Origin of the sequence: Variovorax beijingensis, from assembly GCF_007828835.1 — a bacterium.
Lineage (GTDB): Bacteria > Pseudomonadota > Gammaproteobacteria > Burkholderiales > Burkholderiaceae_C > Variovorax > Variovorax beijingensis_A.
The window spans coordinates 108,529-130,636 of sequence record NZ_VIVL01000009.1 but is presented as its reverse complement, the minus strand read 5'-3'; the positions used below and the strand labels follow the sequence as shown (position 1 = coordinate 130,636).

The following is a 22,108-nucleotide window of genomic DNA, read 5'->3' as shown; positions in this document are numbered from 1 at the left end:
ATTCCGGACCGCGAAAGAGCCGCGCAGAATCGCGCAATGGCCGCGCAGCGGCTTACAGCTCTTCATCCGATTTCGCTCCAGCCTTACAAAGCGTTCACACGGGGCCACGACGATAGGGCTTCCAACCACTCCACTGGAGTTGCCATGAAAAAGCTCACTTTCGCCATTGGCGCCGCGGCCCTGCTGTCGCTGGCTGCACTCACCGCCCCGGCACAGGCACAGACCGGCGGCCGCTTCATCCAGGCCCAGGTGTATGTGGTGCCCGCACCACCGCCTCCGCCGCGCCACCACTACTACGCGCCGCCGCCCCCGCGGCATCACTACTACGGCCCCGGCTACTACCACGGACGCGACCGCTACGAACATCGGCATCGCCACTGGGAAGAGCGCCGCTACGGCCGCAGGGACTACGACGGCGACGGCGTGCCGAACCGCTACGACCGCCGGCCCGAGAATCCCTACCGCTACTGATCCGACGGTGCCGGCCTGAAGCGGTTCACGCCTGCGCCACGCGCCGCAGCAGGCCGCGGGTCGTGCGCGGCCTGCCCACGCGGCCGAACCAGGCACCGCCGGCAATCGCCGAGGCAATGACGATGCCGTACACCACCAGCGCCGCGCCCTGCGCCGCAAACACGCCGGCCAGTCCGCCGCCCCAGCGCAGGGCCAGCCAGCCGCCCGCGCCGGCCACCGCGAGCCGCGCGATGTTGCCGAGCACCGGCCACAGCAGGCGCCCTGCCCCCTGCGAGGCGAAGTACAGCACCAGTCCGACGCCGAAGAAACCATAGAACGGTCCCACCACGCGCAGGTAGTGCGCGCCGGTTTCGAGCATGGCGGGGTCACTGCCGAACAGCAGCAGCCAGGGGCGCGGGAACAGCGCCGCGGCGAGGCCGATGGTTTCGGTGAGCGCAAAGGCCAGCGCCGCGCCGGCCCAGGTGGCGCGAAGCGCGCGTTCCCGCTGCCCCGCGCCCATGCAGGTGCCCACCATCGCGACCAGCGGCGCGCCAAGGCCGAACACCAGCGGCACCAGCAGGTACTCGAGCCGCGAGGCGGTGCCGTAGCCTGCCAGCGCGCCCGAACCGAAGTGCCCCGTCAAGGCCGTGGCAATGCCGATCGAGAGGTTGGTCGCCACCGTCGACACCGCACCCACCAGCCCGATGCGCAGGATGTCGCGGAACAGGGGCCAGCGCAGCTTCAGTGCGGAGAGCGTGGGGCGCAGCAGGCTGCGCGGCGAGCGCAGGTAGACGATGAGCGCGATGGAACCCAGCAGGTAGTACAGCAGCAACGCCATCGCGCCGCCCGCGATGCCCATGCCCGGCAGCGGTCCCCAGCCGAAGATCAGGAGCGGCGACGCCGGAATAAGGAACACCACGCCCGCCACCGTCACGTTCGCCGGCACCGCCATGTTGCCGGTGCCGCGGATGATGGCCGAGAGCGAATTGAAGAGCCACACCAGCACCGCACCTGCGAACACCCAGTTCGAGTACGTCAGGGCCGCGTCGAGCGCTGCGCCGGTGCCGCCCATGATGGCGTAGAGCCATCGCCCGCCGGCCAGCAGCGCAAGCGAAAAGCACAGGCCGAAGCCGATCGCGATGACCGCCGCATGCCACACCAGCGCATCGGCGTCGCCGCGGCGGCGCGCGCCCAGCGCACGGGCGATCGACGAGGCAATGCCGCCGCCCATGGCGCCGGCCGAGGTCATCTGCATCAGCATGACGATGGGGAACACCAGCGCCATGCCGGCCAGCGCATCGGTGCCCAGCTTGCCGACGAAGTAGGTTTCGATGAGCCCGACGGATGCCTGCGCCACCATCACGAGCACGTTGGGCGCAGCCAGGCGCAGCAGGGTCGGCACGATCGGCGCCTCGAGCAGCATGCGCGTGCGCGGATCGAGTCCTCCGCTCATGCCGCCACCAGCTTCGCACGCGCCAGCCGCGCTTCGCGGATCGGCAGGTGCAGCAGCGCCGCGCCCGCGGCGAACGCGATGTCGATGTACCAGACGATGTCGTAGTTGCCCGTGGCCTGGAAGACGTAGCCGCCCAGGTACGCGCCCAGGAAGCCGCCGACCTGGTGCGCCAGCATCACGATGCCGAACAGCATCGCCATGTTGGCCGGGCCGAACATCTTGGCGACCAGGCCGGCGGTCGGCGGCACGGTCGACAGGAAGGTCACGCCCATCACGGCGGCGAACACCAGCATCACCACGGTCGTCTTCGGCGCCAGCAGGAACACCAGCACGGCGATGCCGCGCGTGGCATAGACCAGCGACAGCAGCGACTTCATGCGCCAGCGCCCCACGGCCCAGCCCATGGCCAGGCTGCCGACGATGTTGAAGAGTCCGATCATCGCGAGCGCCCAGCCGCCGACCTCGGCCGGCAGCCCGCAGGCCGCGACGACGCCGGGCAGGTGCGTGGCGAGGAAGGCGACGTGGAAGCCGCAGACCAGGAAGCCCAGGCTCAGGTAGCGGTAGCTGGGCGTCGCGAGCGCCTGGCCGATGGCCTGGCGCGCACTCAGCGGCTTCGTGCCCGATGCGGCCGCCGAGGCCGCGGCCATTGCGTTCGAGTTGCCCTTGAGCACCCATGCCGCCGGCAGCGCCAGCAGCACCAGCACGCCGAGCCACTGCATGGCACCGGCCCAGCCCACGGCGGCCGTCAGGCCGACGGCGATCGGCGCCATCGCGAACTGTCCGAAGGAGCCGCCGGCGTTGACCAAGCCGGTGGCCAGGCCGCGTTTCTCGGCCGGCACCAGGCGCGTGGTCGCGGCCATCAGCACCGAAGGGCCGGCCATGCCGGCGCCGCCGGCGGCCAGCACGCCGATCGCGAAGATCAGGCCGGCGGTGCTCGTCATCAGCGGCGTGATCAGCGTGCCGATGGCGACCAGCAGCACACCGAGGAACACCACGCGCCCGGTGCCGATGCGGTCGGCCACGGCGCCCGCGAACGGCTGCGTGAGGCCCCACCAGAGCTGCCCGAATGCGAACGCCAGGCTGATGCTGCCGATGCCGAGCGCGGTCGAGGTGTTGAGCGCCGAGAGGAACAGGCCCATCGTCTGGCGCACCCCCATCGTGAGTGCGAAGGCGCCCGCGGCCGCCAGCAGCACGAGCCAGAGCGCATGGCGCCGCAGAGGGGTTTCATTCATCGCCGGCTCCCGTTGCGTCTTCCGGTTGTCCATCGCCCAGCCCGGCGCGCTGCAGCAGCTCCAGGCTCTCGTCGAGCAGCGCATGCAGCGCCAGCACGCGCTCGGTGCCGAGGATGTCGTTGAGCGCCAGTTGCGCGCCGTGCCACAGGCGCTGTGCCTCGGCTCGCTTGTCGCGGCCTGCGTCGGTGATCGCCAGCATGCGGCTGCGGGCATCGGGCCCCTCCGTCTGCACCAGGAAGCCCGCCGCCAGCAGCGGCTTGAGATTGCGCGTGAGCGTGGAGGCGTCGACGTTCATCTCGCGCGCCAGGTCGACCGGCCGCAGCGGCCCGAGATGCAGCACGTGCGAGAGCAGCGAATACTGCGTGGTCTTGAGCCCGCTCGGCGCGACATGCGTGTCGTAGAGGCGCGAGGCTAGCCTGGAGAGCCGGCGCAGGCGGAAATTGGTACATCCTTGGGGCCTCAGCTGAGGAGGCTTCAGAGCAGCGTTCATGCCGTTCATTGTAGCTACAATAATTGTATATGCAACTATCAAGGAGTTTTCTCATGGCCGAGCCGCACGCCACCCTCAACGCCTGGATCGCCCAGGAGGCTGAGATCGTCCAGCGCCTGGAAGCGGGGCCGGGACCTGGCCTGGCACGCCCGGAGCAGGTCGCCGGCAAGACCGGGCTCGAAATGATGGAAGCGATGCTGCGCGCCGAAATCCCCTACGCCGCCATCGCCAAGACCCTCGACTTCGCCCTGCTGGAAGTCAGCCCGGGCCGGGCCGTGTTCCAGGGCACGCCGCTTGCGCAACACCTGAATCCGCTCGGCACCATCCATGGCGGCTGGATTGCGACCTTGCTCGACTCGGCGCTGGGCTGCTCGGTCCACACCATGATGCCGGCGGGGCGCGCCTACACCACCGCCGAATTGAGCGTGAACTATGTGAAGGGCCTCACGCCCAAGGTGCAGCGGGTGCGCGCCGAGGGCAAGGTGATCCATTGCGGCCGGCAGCTCGCCACCGCCGAAGCGCGGCTCGTGGGGCCCGACGGCACGCTGTATGCGCACGCCACCACCACCTGCCTGGTGTTCGAGACCCCCTCGCCACGCTGATCGATCGGCCGCAGTCCATGCCCTCCTCCATCCCTCGCGACCCCTCGCCCGTGCCAGCCTTCGAGACCCTCCTCGCCGAGCGCTACAGCTGCCGCGGCTACCTTGCCGAACCCGTCGCGCGCGAGACGATCGATGCGATCCTTCAGTTGGCACAGCGCACCGCTTCATGGTGCAACTCGCAGCCCTGGCAGGTGATCGTGGCCAGTGCCGCGGCCACCGAACGGCTGCGCCGGGCCTTCGATTCGGACGAAGCCGCGGCCGATGCCGCATTCGACATTGCACCGCCGGCGGAATACCGCGGCGTGTACCGCGAGCGCCGCCGCGAATGCGGCTTCCAGCTGTATGAAAGTGTGGGCGTGGCCCGCGGCGACCGCGAGGCCTCGCAGCGGCAGGCGCAGGAGAACTTCAGGTTCTTCGGCGCACCGCACGTGGCCCTCGTCACCACCGAGGCGCTGCTCGGCACCTATGGAGCGCTCGACTGCGGCGCCTATGTCAACAACTTCATGCTGGCGGCACGCAGCCTGGGCGTGGCCAGCATCGCCCAGGCGGCCGTGGCCTCGCGTTCGAAGTTCCTGCATCGCTGGTTCGACATCCCGGACGATCGCCAGGTGGTCTGCGGCATTGCCTTCGGCTACGAGGATCCATCGCACCCGGCCAACCGGTTCCGCACGTCGCGCGCGCCGCTGGCACAGGTTTGCCGCTGGGTGGATTAGTACTCGGGAGAATGCAACCGCCTCTAATATCCAGCCATCATGGGACTGTTGCTTCCTGCCAGCGCCAAAGAACTGAAGAATTCTTCGTGGGCCGTCGTGCTGTTTTTTCTGCTGCCGATGGGCTTGCTGGTTGTGTATTTGCCCAGCGTGTTTTTCTCCTCCGGGGCCAAGCTGTGGTGCCTTGCAAGCGCATTTGTCGCCAGCCTGCCATTTACGACCTTCATGGCCTATCGATCTCGGCGACTCATCGCGCTTGGCATACATCCTCACTTTCGCCGCGGCTCGTCGATGCCGATGAGCAAATACTTTGCTGTCTGGATCAGCAGTTTGCTGGCGCTCTATAGCTGGAGCCTGGTCGTGTTTGCCCTTGTTTCCATTGCCGGCCGAGGCGGGCATCAGGTTCGAACCTATGAGGTGGCAGACCTCAGCGAATGCAAAGGCAAATGTTTCTGCACCTACCGGGTTCAGCTCCGCGACTTTCCTGAAACCGGACGCTTGGGCCTTTGCATATCCAAGGAGCTTTGGTCCTCATTGCGTCCATCCGAGCAAGTGCGCGTTGCTGGCCGTTATTCTCCGCACGTCGTTTATGTCGAGAGCGTGCAGCGCTGATCAAGGAATGCTTGTCAGGGAAGATGCCATCGATGGAATGCTGCACTCGCCCGCTTCCTGCGTGATGAGCAGGCTTGGGCGAAGCCGGAACCAGATCGTGTCTCGGTCAGAGACGGCAATCTCCAATGTCTCTCGATCAGCATCCCTGTGATATCGGACGTCTTTTATCGAAACGCTTCTGACGCTATATAGCTCGGAGCCGTTGTGGGCAACCGACAGGGATAGATCCTTGTAGGCCGGGGCAATGCGGAAAGAGACGGTGTACCCGCCCACCTCGAGCAGGTAGGAGAAGTCGTTGTATGGCCAAGGTATGTCTTGATCGACCCGAGCGGGCTCGACTCCGAAGAAGCTCAACAACTCCAGTTCTTCGACTGTCACGCAGTTCATTGCGAGTACCTAACGAATTGGTTTGGGTTGTGTGTAAGACGGCCGGTCAGCAGCAGGTTTCGAACTGCTGGTGGATGCTGCAGCCAATCTTCAGGACTGCGGACAAAGCGATAACGGCCAGATTCTCGACGCGGTCGATGTCGATTAAAAAGTTGTGCAAGTCATCCTCCGGTCCCCCGTGCCGCGGCGCGCTTCTTTCCTGCATGTAAGTGCAAGGACGTAAAAAGCAGCTTCAAACGCAGTGATAATGATTCGCATCGTCACCTTGACGGTGGCGATGCCCCAAAACACGTCTCTGCACCTGGAGGATCCTTCATGACCGACCGCCCCGGCGTCCAAGGCCGCGCCGCCCGCGCACTGATCGGCACCGCCGCCGCCTGGCTGGCTGCCGCCGCCCTGCCCGCGCACGCCGCCAACGACGAACTCACGCTCTACACCACGCGCGAAGCCGCGCTGATCCAGCCCCTGATCTCGGCCTTCAGCGCGCAGAGCAAGATCAAGGTGAACACGGTGTTCGTGAAGGACGGCCTGCTCGAACGGGTCAAGGCCGAAGGCGCGCGCTCGCCGGCCGACGTGCTGATGACGGTGGACATCGGCAACCTGATGGACCTGGTCGACGGCGGCGTGACGCAGCCGGTGAAATCGGCCGCGCTCGAATCGGCCGTGCCCGCCAACCTGCGCGGCGCCGACGGCCAGTGGTTCGCGCTCTCGCTGCGCGCGCGCGTGCTATACGCCGACAGGAACCAGCCGATCACCAGCTTCCGCTATGAAGACCTGGCCAACCCGAAGTGGAAGGGCAAGGTCTGCATCCGCGCGGGCCAGCACCCCTACAACACGGCGCTGATCGCAGCAATGATCGCGCACGACGGCGAGGCCAAGACCGAGCAATGGCTGCGCGGCGTCAAGGCCAACCTGGCCCGCAAGGCCACGGGCGGCGACCGCGACGTGGCGCGCGACATCCTGGGCGGCATCTGCGACATCGGCCTGGCCAACTCCTACTACGTCGGCCAGATGAAGAGCGCCAAGGAAGGCAGCGACGCGCGCAAGTGGGGCGACGCCATCAAGGTGGTCCGCCCGACCTTTGCCGGCGCCAAGGGCGGCGGCACGCACGTCAACATCAGCGGCGCGGCCGTGGCCAAGAATGCCCCGCAGCGCGCCAACGCGGTCAAGCTGCTCGAGTTCCTGGTATCGGAGCCGGCACAGGCGCTCTACGCGCAGACCAACTACGAATACCCGGTGCGCAAGGGCGTGGCGCTCGATCCGATCATCGGAGAGACCATCGGCGAACTGAAGGCCGACCCGCTGCCGGTGGCCGAGATTGCCAAGTACCGCAAGCAGGCCAGTGCGCTGGTCGACAAGGTCGGTTTCGATCAGTGATGAAACTGGCAGGGCACGCCTTGCCGGTGGCCGGATGTTGATCGCGAGGCGCCAGCCGCCAGTCCTGCAAGCGGCGGGCCCGTTCTGGCGCTTCGCCTCGATGGCCATCGCGCTCGGCGTGCTCGCGCCGGTGCTCATGCTCGCATGGCTCGCCTTCGGCTCGGGCGTCGCGCACTGGGGGCCGCTGTTCGCGCACGTGCTGCCGCAGGCCGCGCTCAACACGGCCCTGCTGCTCATGGGCGTGGGTGCGCTGGTGCTGCTGATCGGCACCGGCTGCGCATGGCTCGTGACGGCCTGCGACTTTCCGGGACGCCGCGTGCTGAACTGGGCGCTGCTGCTGCCGCTCGCAATGCCGACCTACATCGTTGCCTTTGCCTACCTGGACCTGCTGCATCCGATCGGCCCGGTGCAGGGTGCGATCCGCTGGACCCTGGGCTTCGACAGCCCGCGCCAGTTCCGCCTTCCTGACCTGCGCTCGATGCCGGGCGCGATCTTCGTGCTCGGCTTCGTGCTTTATCCCTACGTCTACATGACCGCGCGCGCCATGTTCATGACGCAGCCCGCGCACCTGATGGAAGCGGCGCGCACGCTGGGCGAAAGCCGGCGCGGCGCCTTCTTTCGCGTGGCGCTGCCGCTGGCGCGGCCGGCGCTCGCAGTGGGGCTGAGCCTGGCGCTGCTCGAAACGCTCAACGACATCGGCGCCTCCGAATTCCTGGGCGTGAACACGCTCACGGTGGCGGTCTACACCACCTGGATCACGCGCTCCGACCTGGCCGGTGCGGCGCAGATCGCCTGCGCCATGCTGTTCGTGGTGGTCGCACTGGTCTGGCTCGAACGCAACGGGCGCCGGCACCAGCGCTTCGGCTCGGCGCAGCGCATGCGCGCCATGCAGCCGCGGCGCCTGCACGGCGGCACCGCCTGGCTCGCCACCGCCACCGCGTCATTGCCGGTGCTGGTCGGCTTCGTGGCGCCGGCCCTCTACCTGGTCTGGGAAAGCGCCAAGCGGCTGCGCCAGGGCGGCGGCGTGTCGCAAGGCCTGCTGGCAAGTCTGGGCAACACGATCACGCTGGCCGCCGGCGTCACCGTGGCGGCCGTGGCCGCGGGGCTGGTGGTGGCGTGGGCCACGCGCAGCCAGGGATCGCGCCCGAACCGCGCACGCTGGCAGGGGCGCGCAGCCACGCTCGGCTACGCATTGCCCGGCACGGTGCTCGCCATCGGCCTGCTCACGCCCGCGCTTGCGTTCGACGCCGCGCTGGCCAGCGTGCTCGGCCTGCAGGGCCTGCCGCTCATGGGCGCGGGCATCGTGCTGGTGGCGGCTTGCGCGATCCGCTTCCTCGCCATGCCGGTCGGCGGCATCGAGGCCGGTCTCGCCCGCATTCCGCCCGCCATCGAGCAGGCTTCGCGGCTGCTGGGCGAAACCAGCGGCGGCACCCTCAGGCGCGTGCACCTGCCGCTGCTGCAGCCCGCCATTGCCACGGGCGCGCTGCTGGTCTTCGTCGATGCGATGAAGGAACTGCCGGCCACGCTGCTGCTGCGTCCGGCCAATTTCGACACACTGGCCACCTGGCTCTATGCCGAGGCCGCCCGCGGCACCTACGAAGAAGGCGCGATCGCCGCGCTCGCCATCGTGGCGGCCGGCCTGCTGCCGGTGGTGCTGCTGGCGCGCAACCAACTGGGCACGCCGGCCGCAGAGACACAATGAGTTCCCTTCTTTCCATCGAATCGATCCAGCTCGCCTACGAAACGCCGCGCGGCCTGCATGCCGTGGTCAACGACTTCTCGCTTTCGCTGCGCGCCGGCGAGATCGCCTGCCTGTTCGGCCCCTCGGGCTGCGGCAAGACCACGGTGCTGCGGGCGATCGCGGGCTTCGAGCCGCTGCGTGCCGGCACCATCCGGCTCGGCGACGTGCTGCTCTCCTCCACCCAGGTGCACCTGCCACCCGAACAGCGGCGCGTGGGCATGATGTTCCAGGAATACGCGCTCTTTCCCCATCTGTCGGCAGGCCGGAACGTGGCCTTCGGCCTGCGCCGCTCGAGCCGTGCGCAGCAACGGGCACGCGTGGCCGAGATGCTGGCGCTGGTGGGCCTGGCCGATGCCGGCGAGCGCTTTCCGCATGAGCTCTCGGGCGGCCAGCAGCAGCGCATTGCGCTCGCCCGCGCACTGGCGCCCTCGCCCGCGCTGCTGCTGCTCGACGAGCCGTTTTCGAACCTCGACGGCGGCACGCGCGAGCGCCTCACGGCCGAGGTGCGCGGCATTCTCCAGCGCGCCGGGCAGACCGCGATCCTGGTCACCCACAACGAAGCCGAGGCCCATGCCATGGCCGACCGGATCGGCGTGATGCACGGCGGCCGCATCACGCATTGGCTGGACACCCTCAAATAGCACAAGGCGCCCGTTCAGCGAATGGGCTTTTCGGGAAAAGGTTGTTCGGGGCCGCAAGAATTGCCGCGGTCCCACTTTCAACTTTCCCGGAGAGCCCAACGTCATGTCCAGCAAGCCCCTCACGCTCGTCAGCCACCTGCTGTGCCCCTATGTGCAGCGCGCCGCCATCGCACTGGCCGAAAAGGACGTGCCCTTCGAGCGCGTGGTGATCGACCTGGCGAACAAGCCGGACTGGTTCGTTGCCATCTCGCCGCTGGGCAAGGTGCCGCTGCTGCGGCTTCAGCGCCCTGACGGCAGCGAGGCGGTGCTGTTCGAGAGCAACGTGATCTGCGAGTACCTCGAAGAGACCCAGCCCGGCCCGCGCCTGCATCCCGAAGATCCGCTCACCCGCGCCGAGCATCGCGCGTGGATGGAGTTCGGCTCGGCCATCCTGGGCGACCTGTGGGGCTACGAAACCACGCGCGACGCCGAAGTGTTCGAGCAGAAGCGCCTGGCCCTGGCCGCCAAGTTCGAGCGCGTCGAGGCTGCGCTGGTTGCCGGCCCCTACTTTGCAGGCGGAAACTTCAGCCTGGTCGATGCGGTGTTCGCGCCGATCTTTCGCTACTTCGAGGTCTTCGAGGAAATCAGCAATTCGCACATCTTCGATGCCCTGCCCAAGGTGAATGCCTGGCGCAAGGCGCTGGCGGCGCGGCCGAGCGTGCACGGCGCGGTGGTGCCGGAGTATCCGCAGCACCTGCGCGAATTCCTGCGCAAGCACGAGGCGCACTTGCTCGCGCTCGCCTAGGGCCTGTTAGTGCTATTTCTGGGGTCGCGAAGGCCAGCCGCAGCGGGCCAATCAAGGCGCGCGACGACGCGTGGCCCGCTGCGGCTGGCCTTCCCTGCGGGTTGCCCGGCCAAGGGGCTGGCTGCAAGGCGCCCGTGCGCCGCAAGGCGTGTGCCTTGCAAGCGCGGGCAACGCCGCAGACGGCCCCTTGGCCGGGCAACGCGATCCCCAGAAATAGCGTTAACAGGCCCTAGCCTCGACAATGGAATTCTTCCCCCGCAACAACAGAGATCCCACGAGATGCGACTCCTTCACACCATGCTGCGCGTCGGCAACCTCCAGCGCTCGATCGACTTCTACACCCAGGTGCTTGGCATGAGCCTGCTGCGCACTTCGGAGAACCCCGAGTACAAATACAGCCTCGCCTTCGTGGGCTACGGCGGCGGCAACCCCGGGCAGGCCGAGATCGAGCTCACCTACAACTGGGGCACCGAAAGCTACGAACTCGGCACCGCCTACGGCCACATCGCGCTGGGCGTGCCCGACGCCTACGCGGCCTGCGAAAAGATCAAGGCCGCCGGCGGCAACGTCACGCGCGAAGCCGGCCCCGTGAAGGGCGGCACCACGGTGATCGCCTTCGTGACCGATCCTGACGGCTACAAGATCGAGCTCATACAAGACAAGGCGAAGGCTTCCGGCGACGGCGGCCCCGGCGGCTCGGACGCCCTGCGCGCGTCCTAGCCGGGCCACAGCGGCGCCCGCGCTCCGGCGCCGCCATCAGCGCTTCGCGGCCGCTGAATTAAGGATACAAATGATCACCTTTTAAAGGCGATCGGCATATTCTTTGCTGGTATTTTCAAGGGGTAGTGCTGATGCAGGACGCATCACATTCTGATACCCGGAATCGCGATCAAAGAGCTTCACAGTTCAGCAAGATCGTCCATTCGGACGCGACGCCGAATGCTCCTTACTCCTTGAACTATCTTCTACATGAGCGCTTCCTTCCAAGCGGAATGAAAATTGACGATTCTGAGCATACGCGGCAAGCCAATTGATCCGGCCATATCGCTGATCATCTTTTTCTTTTCCGCCCTGATCGTCGGTGTCATTCCATTTCTCTACCACGATACGGCGGCCCAGAATTTTCCGGATGAAGAAACGCTATTGAGTTTCTTCGGCGCCGATTTGTGCCAGCTCACTTCCACCACGATCGAGGAAAGAAACTCCTACGCCTGCAGCGCATTCCTGCTGGAATCGGCCGGGCTCAGCGCCAAGACGGCGCCCATTGCCGGCGCTTTTCTGAGCGTCACGCTGACTGTCATACCGATACTCCAATTCAGCCGAATTCCCCTTGGCGTATTTTTTGTCTCGCTCGGATGGGGATTCATCAGGGCCATTTTTCTTTCGGTGCTTTCGAAGGACATGCTGTCGGCCTGCGTGGTTCTGCTCTCGGTCATGGCGGCGCAGCACAGCGGGTTCGGGCTGACGTGGTTCCTGTCGTCGACGATCTACGGCTGGGTGGTCAGAAAGTACTGGCTCCTGGTCAGCGCCGTGTGGCTCGGGCTGCGGTTGATCAGAAAGCAGCTCACCGTATTCAGGCTCCTGGTCATCATCGTCGTCGTCTATATCGCGCTCGCGCTGACCTTCCAGATCGCACTTGGCGCCACGCTCGACTTTGCCCGCGCAACGGTCAATGAGAACCGGGAAGTGGGCGCCGAAGGATCGCGAACGGTCATCGAGGCAGTCATCGCCTCCGACAACGCCCTGCTGCAGGCGCTCAATGCCACGATCACCTTCTTCCGGCTGGCATTTCCGCTCGAACTTCTACGCTTCGGCTCGGTCAGCCAATTGGCGTTCATCTCGATCATGCCTTTCACGTTCATATGGATGGTGAAGGTTGTCGTCGAGGGCGCGAAGTCGGGCAACAGGAACCTGGTCCAGGCCGGCAAGGTGGCCCTTGCGCCTTTGTCCTTCCTCATCATCGAAGGGGTGTTCGAGCCCGACTTCGGCTCGTTTGCGCGCCACTTCGCGATCGTGAGCCCGCTCGTCTTTTCCGCCATGGCGCTGGCGCAGAAAACCGAGCTGGCCGAGAAGAGGCTCCTGCGGCGCAGGCAGGCCGCCGCCATTTCGAACAACCCGCTCTTTGTCCGTCCCACCCGTCAGGATCGAATTTCGTGAAATCCCAATCCATTGCGGTGGACCAGCCACAGTACGTCGAATCCATTCAGGCAGGCAGAGGCATTGCGGCGCTGCTGGTCGTGGTCCATCACGCGGCGCAGAAAGCACATGCACTTTCCGGTGGAGCCATTCCGCTGTTCGATTTCGGAATCATCGGAGTCGATATCTTCTTCATGATCAGCGGCTTCATCATCTACTTTGTCACGGCCAACAAGACCATGACCCACGTGGAGTTCATGGAGAAACGGATCATCCGGGTGTTTCCCCTTTATTGGGGGCTGTCCTTGCTGGCCCTGCTGGTCTTCATCCTTGCGCCGAAGCTGATCAACAGCAATGCCCAGGAGCCCACCGACATTGCCGCGTCGTTCTTCCTGTGGCCCACGTCCGCCCCGTACCTGGTCAATAACGGATGGACGCTCACCTATGAAATCATTTTCTACGGCCTGTGGGCGCTGGTCGCGCTGCCGACCGCAAGGCCGAAGAACGCCTATCTCGCGTGCCTGGTATTGGCCGCTGCGTCGTTCATTGGATTGCTTTCCGGCCTCGACTACAAGATCATGAATTTTTCATTGTTCCTGGAGTTCGCCTTCGGCGTGGCCATTGGCGTGGCGTTCAAGAAGGGGCTGATCCGGCAGAGCATGCCGGTGTCGATCGTCTTGATGGCCGCCGGAGCATTTCTTGCGCATCTGGCAATTTCGGAAGGCCTTGGCAGCAGCGAACTCCGGGGATTTGCGCTGGCAATTCCCTCTGCAATGATTTTCTTCGGGTTGATATCGCTCGGATCGTTCTGGGCCAGGCTGCGCGTGATCCTGGCCATCGGGGACAGCTCCTACTCGCTGTACCTGTTTCACCCGTTCATCCTGGTGGCCATCCCCCTCGCGGTCAAACTGCTCGGCTTCACCTCGGTGCCTCAGATCCTTGCCATTTCCGTTGCGGTCTGTATCGCGTCGATCTGGGCTTCGCACATGGTCTACAGGTTCGTGGAATTCCCCCTCACGCAGATGATGCGGGGAATGATCAAGTCCGCGAAATCCTTCAGCGCAGCCAGGGCCAGGTGACGGCGCCGCCGGCGCAGATGCCGATGGTTCAGCAGCCCAGCAGGTCGGCCAGCTGCCTGATGTCGCGCGCGTGCAGGTTGTTGTCCGGGTTCGGCGAAACGTCCTTCGGCTGGGCGCGGCCGAATTCATGGGGCCGCTCGATGTAGGCGGTCTTGAGGCCGCAGGTGCGCGCTGCCGCCAGGTCGTCGTGGTGCGCCGCCGCGAGCATGACCTGCCCCGGCGTCGCGTCGAACACGCCCGCCACGCCAAGGTAGGTGCGCGGGTCGGGCTTGTAGGCCTTGAACACTTCGGCCGACAGCACGCAGTCCCAGGGCAGGCCTGCGCGCTTGGCCATTTCGGTCAGCAGGCCGATGTTGCCGTTGGAGAGCGTGCAGATGGTGAATTTCTTCTTGAGGCGCGTGAGCCCCTCCACCGCATCGGGCCACGCAGGCAGGCGGTGCCAGGCGCGGCTCAGGTCGCGCTTGGCGGCGGTATCGAGCCGGTCGGCCAGGCTGAAGTCGTGCAGCACCTGTTCGAGCATGCTCAGGTGCAGCTCGTCGAGCAGCGTGAAGCCGCCCTCACCCGCCGCGATGCGCTCCATCACGGATCTCATGGCGGGCTGGTAGCCCGCACGCCAGGCGAGCGCAAAGGCAGCGCCATCGACGCCCGGCAATGCGCGCTCGGCCTCGGCGGCGATGCCGCTGTGCCAATCGACCACGGTGCCGAAAACGTCGAAGGCAATGACCTTCAGGTCACTGGCGTCGAAATCCGCACGCATGGCCGGATCAGCGTGCGAGTTGGCTCGCCGCGCGTGCGAGCTGTTCGATGCGCGCCCAGTCGCCGCTGCGGATGGCATCGGCAGGCACGATCCACGAGCCGCCCACGCAGGCCACGTTCGAAAGCGCCAGGAACTCGGCCGCGTTGTCCGCATGGATGCCGCCGGTCGGGCAGAAGGTCACGTCGCCGAACGGGCCCTGCCACGCCTTCAGCATGGGAATGCCGCCCGCCTGCAGCGCGGGAAAGAACTTGAGTTCGGTGTAGCCGTCTTCCTGCGCCGTCATGATCTCGCTGCCGGTGGCCACGCCGGGCAAAAGCGGCAGGCCGAGGTCGTGGCAGGCCTTGCCGACCGCGCGCGTATAGCCCGGGCTCACGCCGAACTTCGCGCCGGCCAGCGCCGAGGCCTGCGCATCGGCCGCGCTGCGGATGGTGCCCGCGCCGGCCACGGCCTCGGGCACGTCCCTGGCGATGGCCTCGATGCATTCGAGCGCCTGCGGCGTGCGCAAGGTGACCTCGAGCATGCGGATGCCGCCGGCCACCAGCGCGCGCGCCAGCGGAATGGCATGTTTCACGTCGTGCAGCACGATCACCGGAATGACCGGTGCATCGCGCATGACCTCGAGTGCGGTGAGTTTGTCTGTCATTTCATTGCTCCAATGTTCACAGCCACGAGCATGCGCCCTCTTCCGCCGTCAGCGCATTGCGGCGCATGCCCGCGAACAGCTCGCGGCCCAGGCCATGGCCGTCGGCGATGCGCTTGGCCTCGGGCAGCTTGGCGATCTCGCGTTCGGCCCATTCGTCGTCGGGCACCAGCACCGCCAGTGTGCCCGCCACGGCATCCAGGCGCACGACGTCGCCGTCGCGCACCTTGGCGAGCGGGCCGCCCGCGGCGGCTTCCGGAGAAACATGGATGGCCGCCGGAACCTTGCCCGAGGCGCCGCTCATGCGGCCGTCGGTGACCAGCGCCACGCGAAAGCCCTTGCCCTGCAGCACCGACAGCGGCGGCGTGAGCTTGTGCAGCTCGGGCATGCCGTTTGCCTGCGGCCCCTGCCAGCGCACCACGCAGACCACGTCGCGCTCGAGCTCGCCGGCGGTGAAGGCCTGGTGCAGCGCGGCCTGCGAATCGAAGACGCGCGCCGGCGCCTCGATCACGTGGCGGTCGTCGGGCACCGAAGACACCTTGATCACGCTGCGCCCCAGGTTGCCGTTGAGCAGTTTCAGCCCGCCGGTGGCGCTGAAGGGATTCTCCACGGGCCGCGCGACGGCTTCATCCCTGGAAGGCGCGGCGGAGGTCCAGACCAGGCGCTTGTCGTCCGCCAGGGACGGGATGTTCGCGAACTCGCGGATGCCGCCGGCACGCACCGTGAGCACGTCGGCGTGCATCAGGCCGGCATCGAGCAGCTCGCCGATCACGAAGCCCGGGCCGCCTGCGGCCTGGAAGGCGTTCACGTCGGCACTGCCGTTGGGATAGACGCGCGTCAGCAGCGGAACCACGTCGGACAGCCGCGAAAAGTCGTCCCAGTCGATCACGATGCCGGCCGAGCGCGCCACGGCCACCCAGTGGATCAGGTGGTTGGTGGAGCCGCCGGTGGCCAGCAGCGCCACCATGGCGTTGACGATGCAGCGCTCATCGACCATTTCCCCGATCGGAGGGCAACTGAATTTCGCCTCGCCCGCGCGGCCGAGCACCGTGCGGACGGCCTCGCGCGTGAGCGTCTCGCGCATGGCGTCGCCGGGCTGGATGAAGGCGGTGCCCGGCACGTGCAGGCCCATGGCCTCGAGCAGCATCTGGTTGCTGTTGGCCGTGCCGTAGAAGGTGCAGGTGCCCATGGTGTGGTAGGCCGCCATCTCTGCGTCGAGCAGGCCCTGCCGGCCGACCAGGCCCTGCGCCGCCTGCTCGCGCACCTTCGACTTCTCGCCGTTCGACAGGCCCGAGGGCATGGGGCCGGCGGGCACGAACACGGTGGGCAGGTGCCCGAAATGCAGCGCGCCGATCAAAAGGCCCGGCACGATCTTGTCGCACACGCCCAGCAGCAGCGCGCCGTCGAACATGTCGTGCGTGAGCGCGATCGCGGTGCCCATGGCGATCACGTCGCGGCTGAACAGGCTCAGCTCCATGCCGGGTGTGCCCTGGGTCACGCCGTCGCACATGGCGGGCACGCCGCCGGCCACCTGCGCGGTGGCGCCGAGGCTGCGCGCCTCCTGCTTGATGATGTCGGGGTAGCCCTGGTACGGCGCATGGGCCGAGAGCATGTCGTTGTAGGCAGTGACGATGCCGATGTTGGGCGCCCGCTCCGTCACCACCTTGAACTTGTCGTTGGCCGGAATGCCGGCCACGGCGTGCGCGACGTTGGCGCAGCCCATGCGGTCGGAGCCCCTGTCGCGGTTGCGGATTTCCGAGAGCCGCTGGAGGTAAGCGCTGCGCGGCCCCTGGCTGCGCTCGCGAATGCGATCGGTGACGTCAAGGACGGTGGGATGTGTGCTCATGGGGATGGTTTCGGTCGTGCTGCCAGCATCTGGCCACTGTCGCTTTTGCGACCTTCGACGTGGAAGTCAATGGTACCAAGACCCTGCGACCGAGGCCGATGGAAATCCGCACTCCGGCAATACGGATTGGCGGGCCCCCACGGCCCTTTCCCGCCGCCCCCGCTGCTGGCTCAGTCGACCAGCTTGACTTCCACGCGCCGCGCCTGGGCGTCGTTGCCCGAGCCGGCGGTGATGGCAGGCCGCTGCAGATCGACCTTGTCGGCCGGCACCCCCAGGCCCACCAGCACGTCACGGACTGTTTCGGCGCGTTTCTTCGCGAGCTGCTCGTTGATGGCCGCGTCGCCCGTGGTGTCATGGAAGCCCGAGACCACGGCCTTGCGCCCGCCTTCCACGCCCTTGATGACGGCGGCCAGCGCCTCGGCCGCGCCGGGCGCCAGGTCGGCGCTGCCGCTGGCGAAGTAGAAGTTCACCACGCCGTCGGCCACGCGGATGCTGGCTCCGTCGGGAATGACGACCGTCACCGTCTCGGTCACTTCAGCCACCGTGGTGGTGGTCGCCGGCCCTGCAGACACCGCGGCCACCGCGACGGCGGGCATGCCGCCCGTTGCCGGCCCATGGCTCTTGTGCCAGAGCACGATGCCCAGCACGAAGAAAATCACCAGCGCAATCAATGCCAGGAGAAATCCGAGGATGAAGTTTTGCTGGCTGTCGTCGTCGCTCATGAGGGGTCGTACTCCGTAAGAAGAAAGGGGCCGGTAAATAATGGTGCGGTGAACCATGATCGCGAAATTGTAGGCGGCGCCCCCTCGGGCCCCGCACCCGATCCCGGACCGCCGGGCCTGGACCCCATGCCCAGGCCGCTGCGCGACCCGCAGCCGATGCTCGAACAGGCCATTGCCGACTGGGGCGGGCGCGACGACTTGTGGCTCTTCGGCTATGGGTCGCTGATCTGGCGGCCCGACTTCGATTTCGTGGAGCGCCGGCCGGCCTGGGTGCACGGCTGGCATCGCGCGCTCAAGATGTGGAGCCGCATCAACCGCGGCAGCGTCCAGACGCCCGGCCTCGTCTTCGGCCTGCTGTCGGGCGGCAGCTGCCGCGGCATGGTGTTCCGCGTGCCGTCGGCCCACGGGCTCGACACGCTGCGCAGGCTCTGGCTGCGCGAAATGCCCACCGGCGTGTACGACCCCCGGTGGCTCAAGTGCAACACGCCCGAAGGCCCGGTGCGCGCCCTGGCCTTCACGCTGTCCAGGCGCAGCCCCAACTTCACCGGCGAGCTCAGCGACGAGCGCTACCGCCACATCTTCACGCATGCCGTCGGCCGCTACGGCAGCTCGCTCGACTATGCGCGCCAGACCTTGCTGGAGCTGCGCCGCCACTCGATCCACGATGCGGCGCTGGCGCGGCTGGTCGCGCTCGCGCAGGAGCGGCAGGAGGAACAGGAGCGGCAGGCGCAGGCCGGGGCGGCGACCGATTGCGGGATGCCGCAGCCTCCGGTATATGTTCCAGGGTCTCCGGACAAATCTTCTTCTTCCCCCCTTCCCCAACAATCCTCCGGACCGTCCAAGGAAAAACCATGAACCATCGTCTTTTCGTCGCCACCGGCACCGCCCTTCTCGCCAGCGCCCTGCTTTCGGCCTGCGGCAGCATGATGGGCGGCAAGCCGAGCGCGGCCGCCGAACTGATGCCCACGGCCGCGATCTCGCCCAACCCCACGCGGGGCACGGTGATCTTCACCGCGCTGGACCATGGCGTGCGCGTGGCCGGCGAGGTGCGCGGCCTGGCGCCGGGCAGCGAGCACGGTTTCCACATCCACGAAAAGGGCGACTGCGGCGACAACGGCAACGCCTCGGGCGGCCACTTCAATCCCACGGGCGGCACACACGGCAAGTTCAGCGCGCCGGGCAGCCATGCCGGCGAACTGCCGAGCCTGGTGGCCGACGGCAGCGGCGTGGCGCGCTTCAGCGTCGACGTTCACACGATCTCGCTGACCGAAGGCGCCGCCAACAACGTGGTGGGCCGCGCGCTCGTGGTGCACCGCGACCGCGACGATTTCACCACCCAGCCGGCCGGCAACTCCGGCCCGCGCACCGCCTGCGCAGTGATCGCGCGGCGCTGAGCGGCTAGGGCTGGCCCGGGAAGCGCGCCAGCCAGAGCGCCTCGGCAGCGGCCAGGGCCTCGGGCGTATCGATGTCGGTCACGATGCCGACGTCGTCCACCGCGAGGTCGGCCACCGCATCGATGGCACGCATCGCCTTCAGGATGGAGGCTGCGCCCAGCGGCCCCTTCAGCGCCGCGAGCTGCGCGCCGCAGCCGGCCGAAAAGCCCACCGGATGGCCGCGCTCGCCCCTGTATTGCGGCTGCACAGCGCGCACCCGGCCGGCCAGCGCGCCGGCCACGGCCCGCAGCGTCTCGGGGCGCACCAGCGGCAGGTCGCCCGGGAGAATGAGCCAGCCGGCGGCGTCCGGCGTGGCGCGCACCGCGGCGGCAATCGAGTCGCCCATGCCCGGATGGCCGGCGTCTTCGAGCCGCCATGGCAGGCCGCTCGCGCGCACCGCATCCAGCGTGCGCTCGAGCAGCGGCTTGCCCGCCAGCGGCGCCTGCAGCTTGGGGCCCGTGCCGCCGGCCGCGATGAAGCGCTCGCCGCGGCCCGAGGCCAGCACGATCACGCACGGAGAATTCGCCTTTGTCGCCATGCGCCGAGTATGTGCGCGGAATGCCCCGGGGTGCCTTTCGGCGGCGGCGCATGCGCAACAATGCCGACATGAGTTCTTCCTCTTCCCCTCCCACCAGCGAAGCGCTGGCCGCACTGCGCAAGAGCTACGAGCGCGCCGAGCTCGGCGAGACGCACAGCGCCGACGATCCACTCAGGCAGTTCGAGCGCTGGCTCGGCGAAGCCATCGATGCGCAGGTGCCCGAGCCCAACGCGATGACGCTGTGCACCGTGGGCGGCGACCTGCGGCCTTCGAGCCGCATCGTGCTCATCAAGGGCTATGACGCGCGCGGCATCGTCTGGTACACCAACTACGAAAGCCGCAAGGGCCGCGAACTCTCGGGCAATCCGTACGCAGCCTTGCAGTTCCACTGGGTCGAGCTCGAACGCGTGGTGCGCATCGAGGGCCGCGTGGAAAAGGCGAGCGCGGAGGAAAGCGACGCCTACTTTGCGAGCCGCCCGCTCGATTCGCGCATCGGCGCCTGGGCCAGCCCGCAGAGCGAAGTGATCAGCGGCCGCGACGTACTGGTCAAGAACGCGGCCGTGGCCGCCGCCAAGCACCTGCTCTCGCCGCCGCGCCCGCCGCACTGGGGCGGCTACCGGCTCGTGCCGGACCGCTGGGAATTCTGGCAGGGCCGCAAGAGCCGCCTGCACGACCGGCTGCGCTACCGGCTCGAAGGCAGCAACTGGGTGCGCGAACGCCTGGCCCCCTGAGCCTGAGCTTCTCCGTCTTTTTCGCGGAACACCGCTGAACCGGCTTTGCCGGGCCGTTGGTGTTGCTCCCTTGATGGGGGGGCGGCTACACGAAGTGAGCAGCTACGGGGGTGGGTCAAGCCTCGCAGGGCGCGACCTTGAACTCGACGCGGCGGTCGAGCGCATCGCTCGCATCGTCGGCGCCGGTGCCCACGATGTTCTCGCGGAATCCCATGCCGGACTCGCGCAGCTTCTTCGACAGCGGCGGCGCCTCGCCCACCAGCCGGGTCTTCACGCTGAGCGCGCGCTGCAGCGACAGGCGCTCGTTGACCGACTCCGAACCAGTGCGGCTCGTGTGGCCGGTGACCACCACGCAGGCGTCGATCTGCGCCGCCTGGCGCGCGATCTGCCGCAGCCACATCGGATAGGCGGCGCTGATCTTCGGGTCGGCCAGGAAATCGGTCGAACCGGGCTTGAACAGGAACTTCACGCTCAGGTTGTTGGTTTCCAACCCGAGCCGCGCCAGGGTGCCGAAGGTCTTCTCCGCGTCGGCCGTCCGGCCGAGCTGGGCCTGCGTGAGATACAGGCCGCTGTAGATGCGCAGCTGCTGGCCGTCGGGCCGGCGCGAAGCGGCCTCGTAGCGGCTGAGCGCCTCGCTCATGCGGCCGGCCTCGTAGGCGGCGGTGGCTTCCTGCAGCACGGTCGACGTGGGAAGGCGCTCCAGGTAGAGCGCATCGGCGGCTTGTCCCGGCTGCGTTTCGGCAGTGCGGATGTAGCCTTCCACGCCGCGGTCCTTGCCGTTCACCGGGCTGTCGCGGAAGAAGGCCGTGGGCCGCGTGTCGAGCGTTGCATCGCTGATGCGCGCCACCGATTGCGCGATGACCACGCCGCTCTTGATCTCGGTCAACGCCAGGTTCAAGCGGTAGCGTCCGTCGGATGAATCCTTGTCGCGCACCAGCGTGCCGTTGAGCACGTACTGCGCGCGCTCGATCTCGGTGTTGTTGAAGGGCGTGACGGTGAACTGCTTGAACTGCGACTGCATGCGCTGCACGATGCGCTGCTCCGCCACGCGCGTGACCTCGGTCTGCTGGCCGCTCGCGCCTTCGAGCAGCGGATCGATCACGATGCGGCTCTGCTTGATCGACGACTCCACCTTGGCCAGGAAGGCCGGCAGCTTCTGCGTCTGCACGATCAGGTCGTCCACGGCCTGGTTGACGGCCTGATCGAAAGGCATGGCATTGCCCGGCGCCGGCCGGTGCGCGCAGGCAGCGCAAAGCAGCGCGGCGCACGACAGCGCGAGCGCGCGCAGCGCCGTGCGGATCGGGTGGATGGTCTTCGTCATCAGCATTGGCTCCTCAAGATCTTCATGTCCTCGTCCGACAGCGGCTCCCCCACCGCTGCGCGCATGTTGATTTCGCTGCAGCGCCTGGAGGGCGGCGGCCTCTTCGGGGCCGGGGCTTTCTCCACCTCCGCTGTCGGCGGCGGCGCGACCACGGCCACCGCCTGCGGCTTGGGCCTGGCGCTCGGCTTCGAAGCCGGCGCGGGCGCCGGCTTGGGCTCCACCGAGCTGGCCGCGGGCGGCCCGGCCGGCGCCGGTTCGCGCGGCACGGCGGCTGAAAGGCAGGGCGTCCGGCACGGCTTCGTATCGGCGGCCGCCGGCATGGCGCACAGCGCGATCACCATCGCAATCGGCGCCATGGCGGAAAACGGCGAAGACCGCGGCGGGTATTTCATCAGCGGGCAAATGTAGAGCGAGAGGCGCCGCCCG

General features: G+C 67.5%; 25 protein-coding genes. 15 read left to right on the top strand and 10 right to left on the bottom strand.

What is annotated here, in order from left to right:
* Positions 1-144: 144 nt before the first annotated feature.
* The gene (locus FB547_RS23735) at positions 145-471 is read left to right on the top strand and encodes a hypothetical protein (RefSeq protein ID WP_145746110.1); all 327 of its coding nucleotides are present in this window, start codon (positions 145-147) and stop codon (positions 469-471) included.
* Between the two features lie 25 nt (positions 472-496).
* On the opposite strand, the gene FB547_RS23730 is transcribed toward FB547_RS23735, so the two are convergent.
* From FB547_RS23730 to FB547_RS23720, 3 genes are read right to left on the bottom strand one after another with little or no spacing between them, the layout of a single operon-like run.
* Positions 497-1,903 (bottom strand): MATE family efflux transporter, encoded by a 1,407-nt coding sequence (locus FB547_RS23730; RefSeq protein WP_145746109.1) that lies wholly within the window; start codon positions 1,901-1,903, stop codon positions 497-499.
* Positions 1,900-3,135 (bottom strand): MFS transporter, encoded by a 1,236-nt coding sequence (locus tag FB547_RS23725; RefSeq protein WP_145746108.1) that lies wholly within the window; start codon positions 3,133-3,135, stop codon positions 1,900-1,902. Before FB547_RS23725 ends, FB547_RS23730 begins: the two co-directional genes overlap by 4 nt.
* The gene (locus FB547_RS23720; protein ID WP_145746107.1) at positions 3,128-3,625 is read right to left on the bottom strand and encodes a MarR family winged helix-turn-helix transcriptional regulator; all 498 of its coding nucleotides are present in this window, start codon (positions 3,623-3,625) and stop codon (positions 3,128-3,130) included. Before FB547_RS23720 ends, FB547_RS23725 begins: the two co-directional genes overlap by 8 nt.
* A 53-nt stretch (positions 3,626-3,678) precedes the next feature.
* On the opposite strand from FB547_RS23720, the gene FB547_RS23715 reads away from it, so the two are divergent.
* The 3 genes from FB547_RS23715 to FB547_RS23705 are packed head-to-tail and all read left to right on the top strand — an operon-like array spanning position 3,679 to position 5,549.
* Entirely contained in the window at positions 3,679-4,227 is a 549-nt protein-coding gene (locus tag FB547_RS23715) for a PaaI family thioesterase (RefSeq protein ID WP_145746106.1), read from the top strand.
* A gap of 17 nt (positions 4,228-4,244) precedes the next feature.
* Positions 4,245-4,940 (top strand): nitroreductase, encoded by a 696-nt coding sequence (locus tag FB547_RS23710; RefSeq protein WP_145746105.1) that lies wholly within the window; start codon positions 4,245-4,247, stop codon positions 4,938-4,940.
* 39 nt (positions 4,941-4,979) lie between these two features.
* A complete protein-coding gene (locus FB547_RS23705) occupies positions 4,980-5,549 on the top strand; it encodes a hypothetical protein (protein WP_145746104.1) in 570 nt (189 codons plus the stop codon).
* Here the strand turns inward: FB547_RS23705 and FB547_RS23700 are convergent, their stop codons facing one another.
* Entirely contained in the window at positions 5,550-5,927 is a 378-nt protein-coding gene (locus tag FB547_RS23700) for a hypothetical protein (RefSeq protein WP_186454235.1), read from the bottom strand.
* Positions 5,928-6,251: 324 nt separating this feature from the next.
* Here FB547_RS23700 and FB547_RS23695 point away from each other — a divergent pair, with 324 nt between their 5' ends.
* The 7 genes from FB547_RS23695 (at position 6,252) to FB547_RS23665 (ending at position 13,694) form a co-directional block, all read left to right on the top strand.
* Entirely contained in the window at positions 6,252-7,313 is a 1,062-nt protein-coding gene (locus FB547_RS23695; protein WP_145746102.1) for a Fe(3+) ABC transporter substrate-binding protein, read from the top strand.
* A 34-nt stretch (positions 7,314-7,347) separates the two neighbouring features.
* Positions 7,348-9,015, top strand: a complete 1,668-nt coding sequence (locus FB547_RS23690) for an ABC transporter permease (RefSeq protein WP_145746101.1) — start codon at positions 7,348-7,350, stop codon at positions 9,013-9,015.
* Positions 9,012-9,695, top strand: coding sequence for an ABC transporter ATP-binding protein (locus FB547_RS23685; protein WP_145746100.1), 684 nt, complete (start codon positions 9,012-9,014; stop codon positions 9,693-9,695). Before FB547_RS23690 ends, FB547_RS23685 begins: the two co-directional genes overlap by 4 nt.
* A 103-nt stretch (positions 9,696-9,798) precedes the next feature.
* Positions 9,799-10,479 carry a glutathione S-transferase family protein gene (locus FB547_RS23680; protein WP_145746099.1) on the top strand — a complete coding sequence of 227 codons (681 nt, stop codon included), beginning with the start codon at positions 9,799-9,801 and terminating at the stop codon, positions 10,477-10,479.
* Between the two features lie 279 nt (positions 10,480-10,758).
* Entirely contained in the window at positions 10,759-11,199 is a 441-nt protein-coding gene (gene gloA, locus FB547_RS23675; protein WP_145746098.1) for a lactoylglutathione lyase, read from the top strand.
* Positions 11,200-11,478: 279 nt separating this feature from the next.
* Positions 11,479-12,636, top strand: a complete 1,158-nt coding sequence (locus FB547_RS23670) for a hypothetical protein (protein WP_145746097.1) — start codon at positions 11,479-11,481, stop codon at positions 12,634-12,636.
* Positions 12,633-13,694: an acyltransferase family protein gene (locus tag FB547_RS23665; RefSeq protein ID WP_145746096.1), complete on the top strand. Its 1,062-nt coding sequence runs from the start codon at positions 12,633-12,635 to the stop codon at positions 13,692-13,694. Before FB547_RS23670 ends, FB547_RS23665 begins: the two co-directional genes overlap by 4 nt.
* 28 nt (positions 13,695-13,722) lie before the next feature.
* On the opposite strand, the gene FB547_RS23660 is transcribed toward FB547_RS23665, so the two are convergent.
* The 4 genes from FB547_RS23660 to FB547_RS23645 form a co-directional block, all read right to left on the bottom strand.
* Positions 13,723-14,451, bottom strand: coding sequence for a haloacid dehalogenase type II (locus FB547_RS23660; protein WP_145746095.1), 729 nt, complete (start codon positions 14,449-14,451; stop codon positions 13,723-13,725).
* A 7-nt stretch (positions 14,452-14,458) separates the two neighbouring features.
* A complete protein-coding gene (eda, locus tag FB547_RS23655) occupies positions 14,459-15,094 on the bottom strand; it encodes a bifunctional 4-hydroxy-2-oxoglutarate aldolase/2-dehydro-3-deoxy-phosphogluconate aldolase (RefSeq protein WP_145746094.1) in 636 nt (211 codons plus the stop codon).
* A 16-nt stretch (positions 15,095-15,110) separates the two neighbouring features.
* On the bottom strand, positions 15,111-16,937 hold the full coding sequence (gene edd / locus FB547_RS23650) for a phosphogluconate dehydratase (RefSeq protein ID WP_145746093.1): 1,827 nt from the start codon (positions 16,935-16,937) through the stop codon (positions 15,111-15,113).
* Positions 16,938-17,107: 170 nt separating this feature from the next.
* Positions 17,108-17,659: an OmpA family protein gene (locus tag FB547_RS23645; protein WP_145746092.1), complete on the bottom strand. Its 552-nt coding sequence runs from the start codon at positions 17,657-17,659 to the stop codon at positions 17,108-17,110.
* Between the two features lie 126 nt (positions 17,660-17,785).
* Between FB547_RS23645 and FB547_RS23640 the strand changes: the two genes are divergently transcribed.
* On the top strand, positions 17,786-18,514 hold the full coding sequence (locus FB547_RS23640; RefSeq protein WP_145746091.1) for a gamma-glutamylcyclotransferase: 729 nt from the start codon (positions 17,786-17,788) through the stop codon (positions 18,512-18,514).
* On the top strand, positions 18,511-19,053 hold the full coding sequence (locus tag FB547_RS23635; protein WP_145746090.1) for a superoxide dismutase family protein: 543 nt from the start codon (positions 18,511-18,513) through the stop codon (positions 19,051-19,053). The genes FB547_RS23640 and FB547_RS23635 overlap by 4 nt, the downstream gene beginning before the upstream one ends.
* A gap of 4 nt (positions 19,054-19,057) precedes the next feature.
* On the opposite strand, the gene FB547_RS23630 is transcribed toward FB547_RS23635, so the two are convergent.
* Entirely contained in the window at positions 19,058-19,630 is a 573-nt protein-coding gene (locus FB547_RS23630) for an NTP transferase domain-containing protein (RefSeq protein ID WP_145746089.1), read from the bottom strand.
* 50 nt (positions 19,631-19,680) lie between these two features.
* Between FB547_RS23630 and pdxH the strand changes: the two genes are divergently transcribed.
* Positions 19,681-20,361, top strand: coding sequence for a pyridoxamine 5'-phosphate oxidase (gene pdxH / locus FB547_RS23625; RefSeq protein ID WP_145746088.1), 681 nt, complete (start codon positions 19,681-19,683; stop codon positions 20,359-20,361).
* A gap of 115 nt (positions 20,362-20,476) precedes the next feature.
* Here the strand turns inward: pdxH and FB547_RS23620 are convergent, their stop codons facing one another.
* Positions 20,477-21,688: an OmpA family protein gene (locus FB547_RS23620; RefSeq protein ID WP_145746087.1), complete on the bottom strand. Its 1,212-nt coding sequence runs from the start codon at positions 21,686-21,688 to the stop codon at positions 20,477-20,479.
* Positions 21,689-21,706: 18 nt separating this feature from the next.
* Between FB547_RS23620 and FB547_RS23615 the strand changes: the two genes are divergently transcribed.
* Positions 21,707-22,090: a hypothetical protein gene (locus FB547_RS23615; RefSeq protein ID WP_145746086.1), complete on the top strand. Its 384-nt coding sequence runs from the start codon at positions 21,707-21,709 to the stop codon at positions 22,088-22,090.
* Positions 22,091-22,108: the final 18 nt, after the last annotated feature.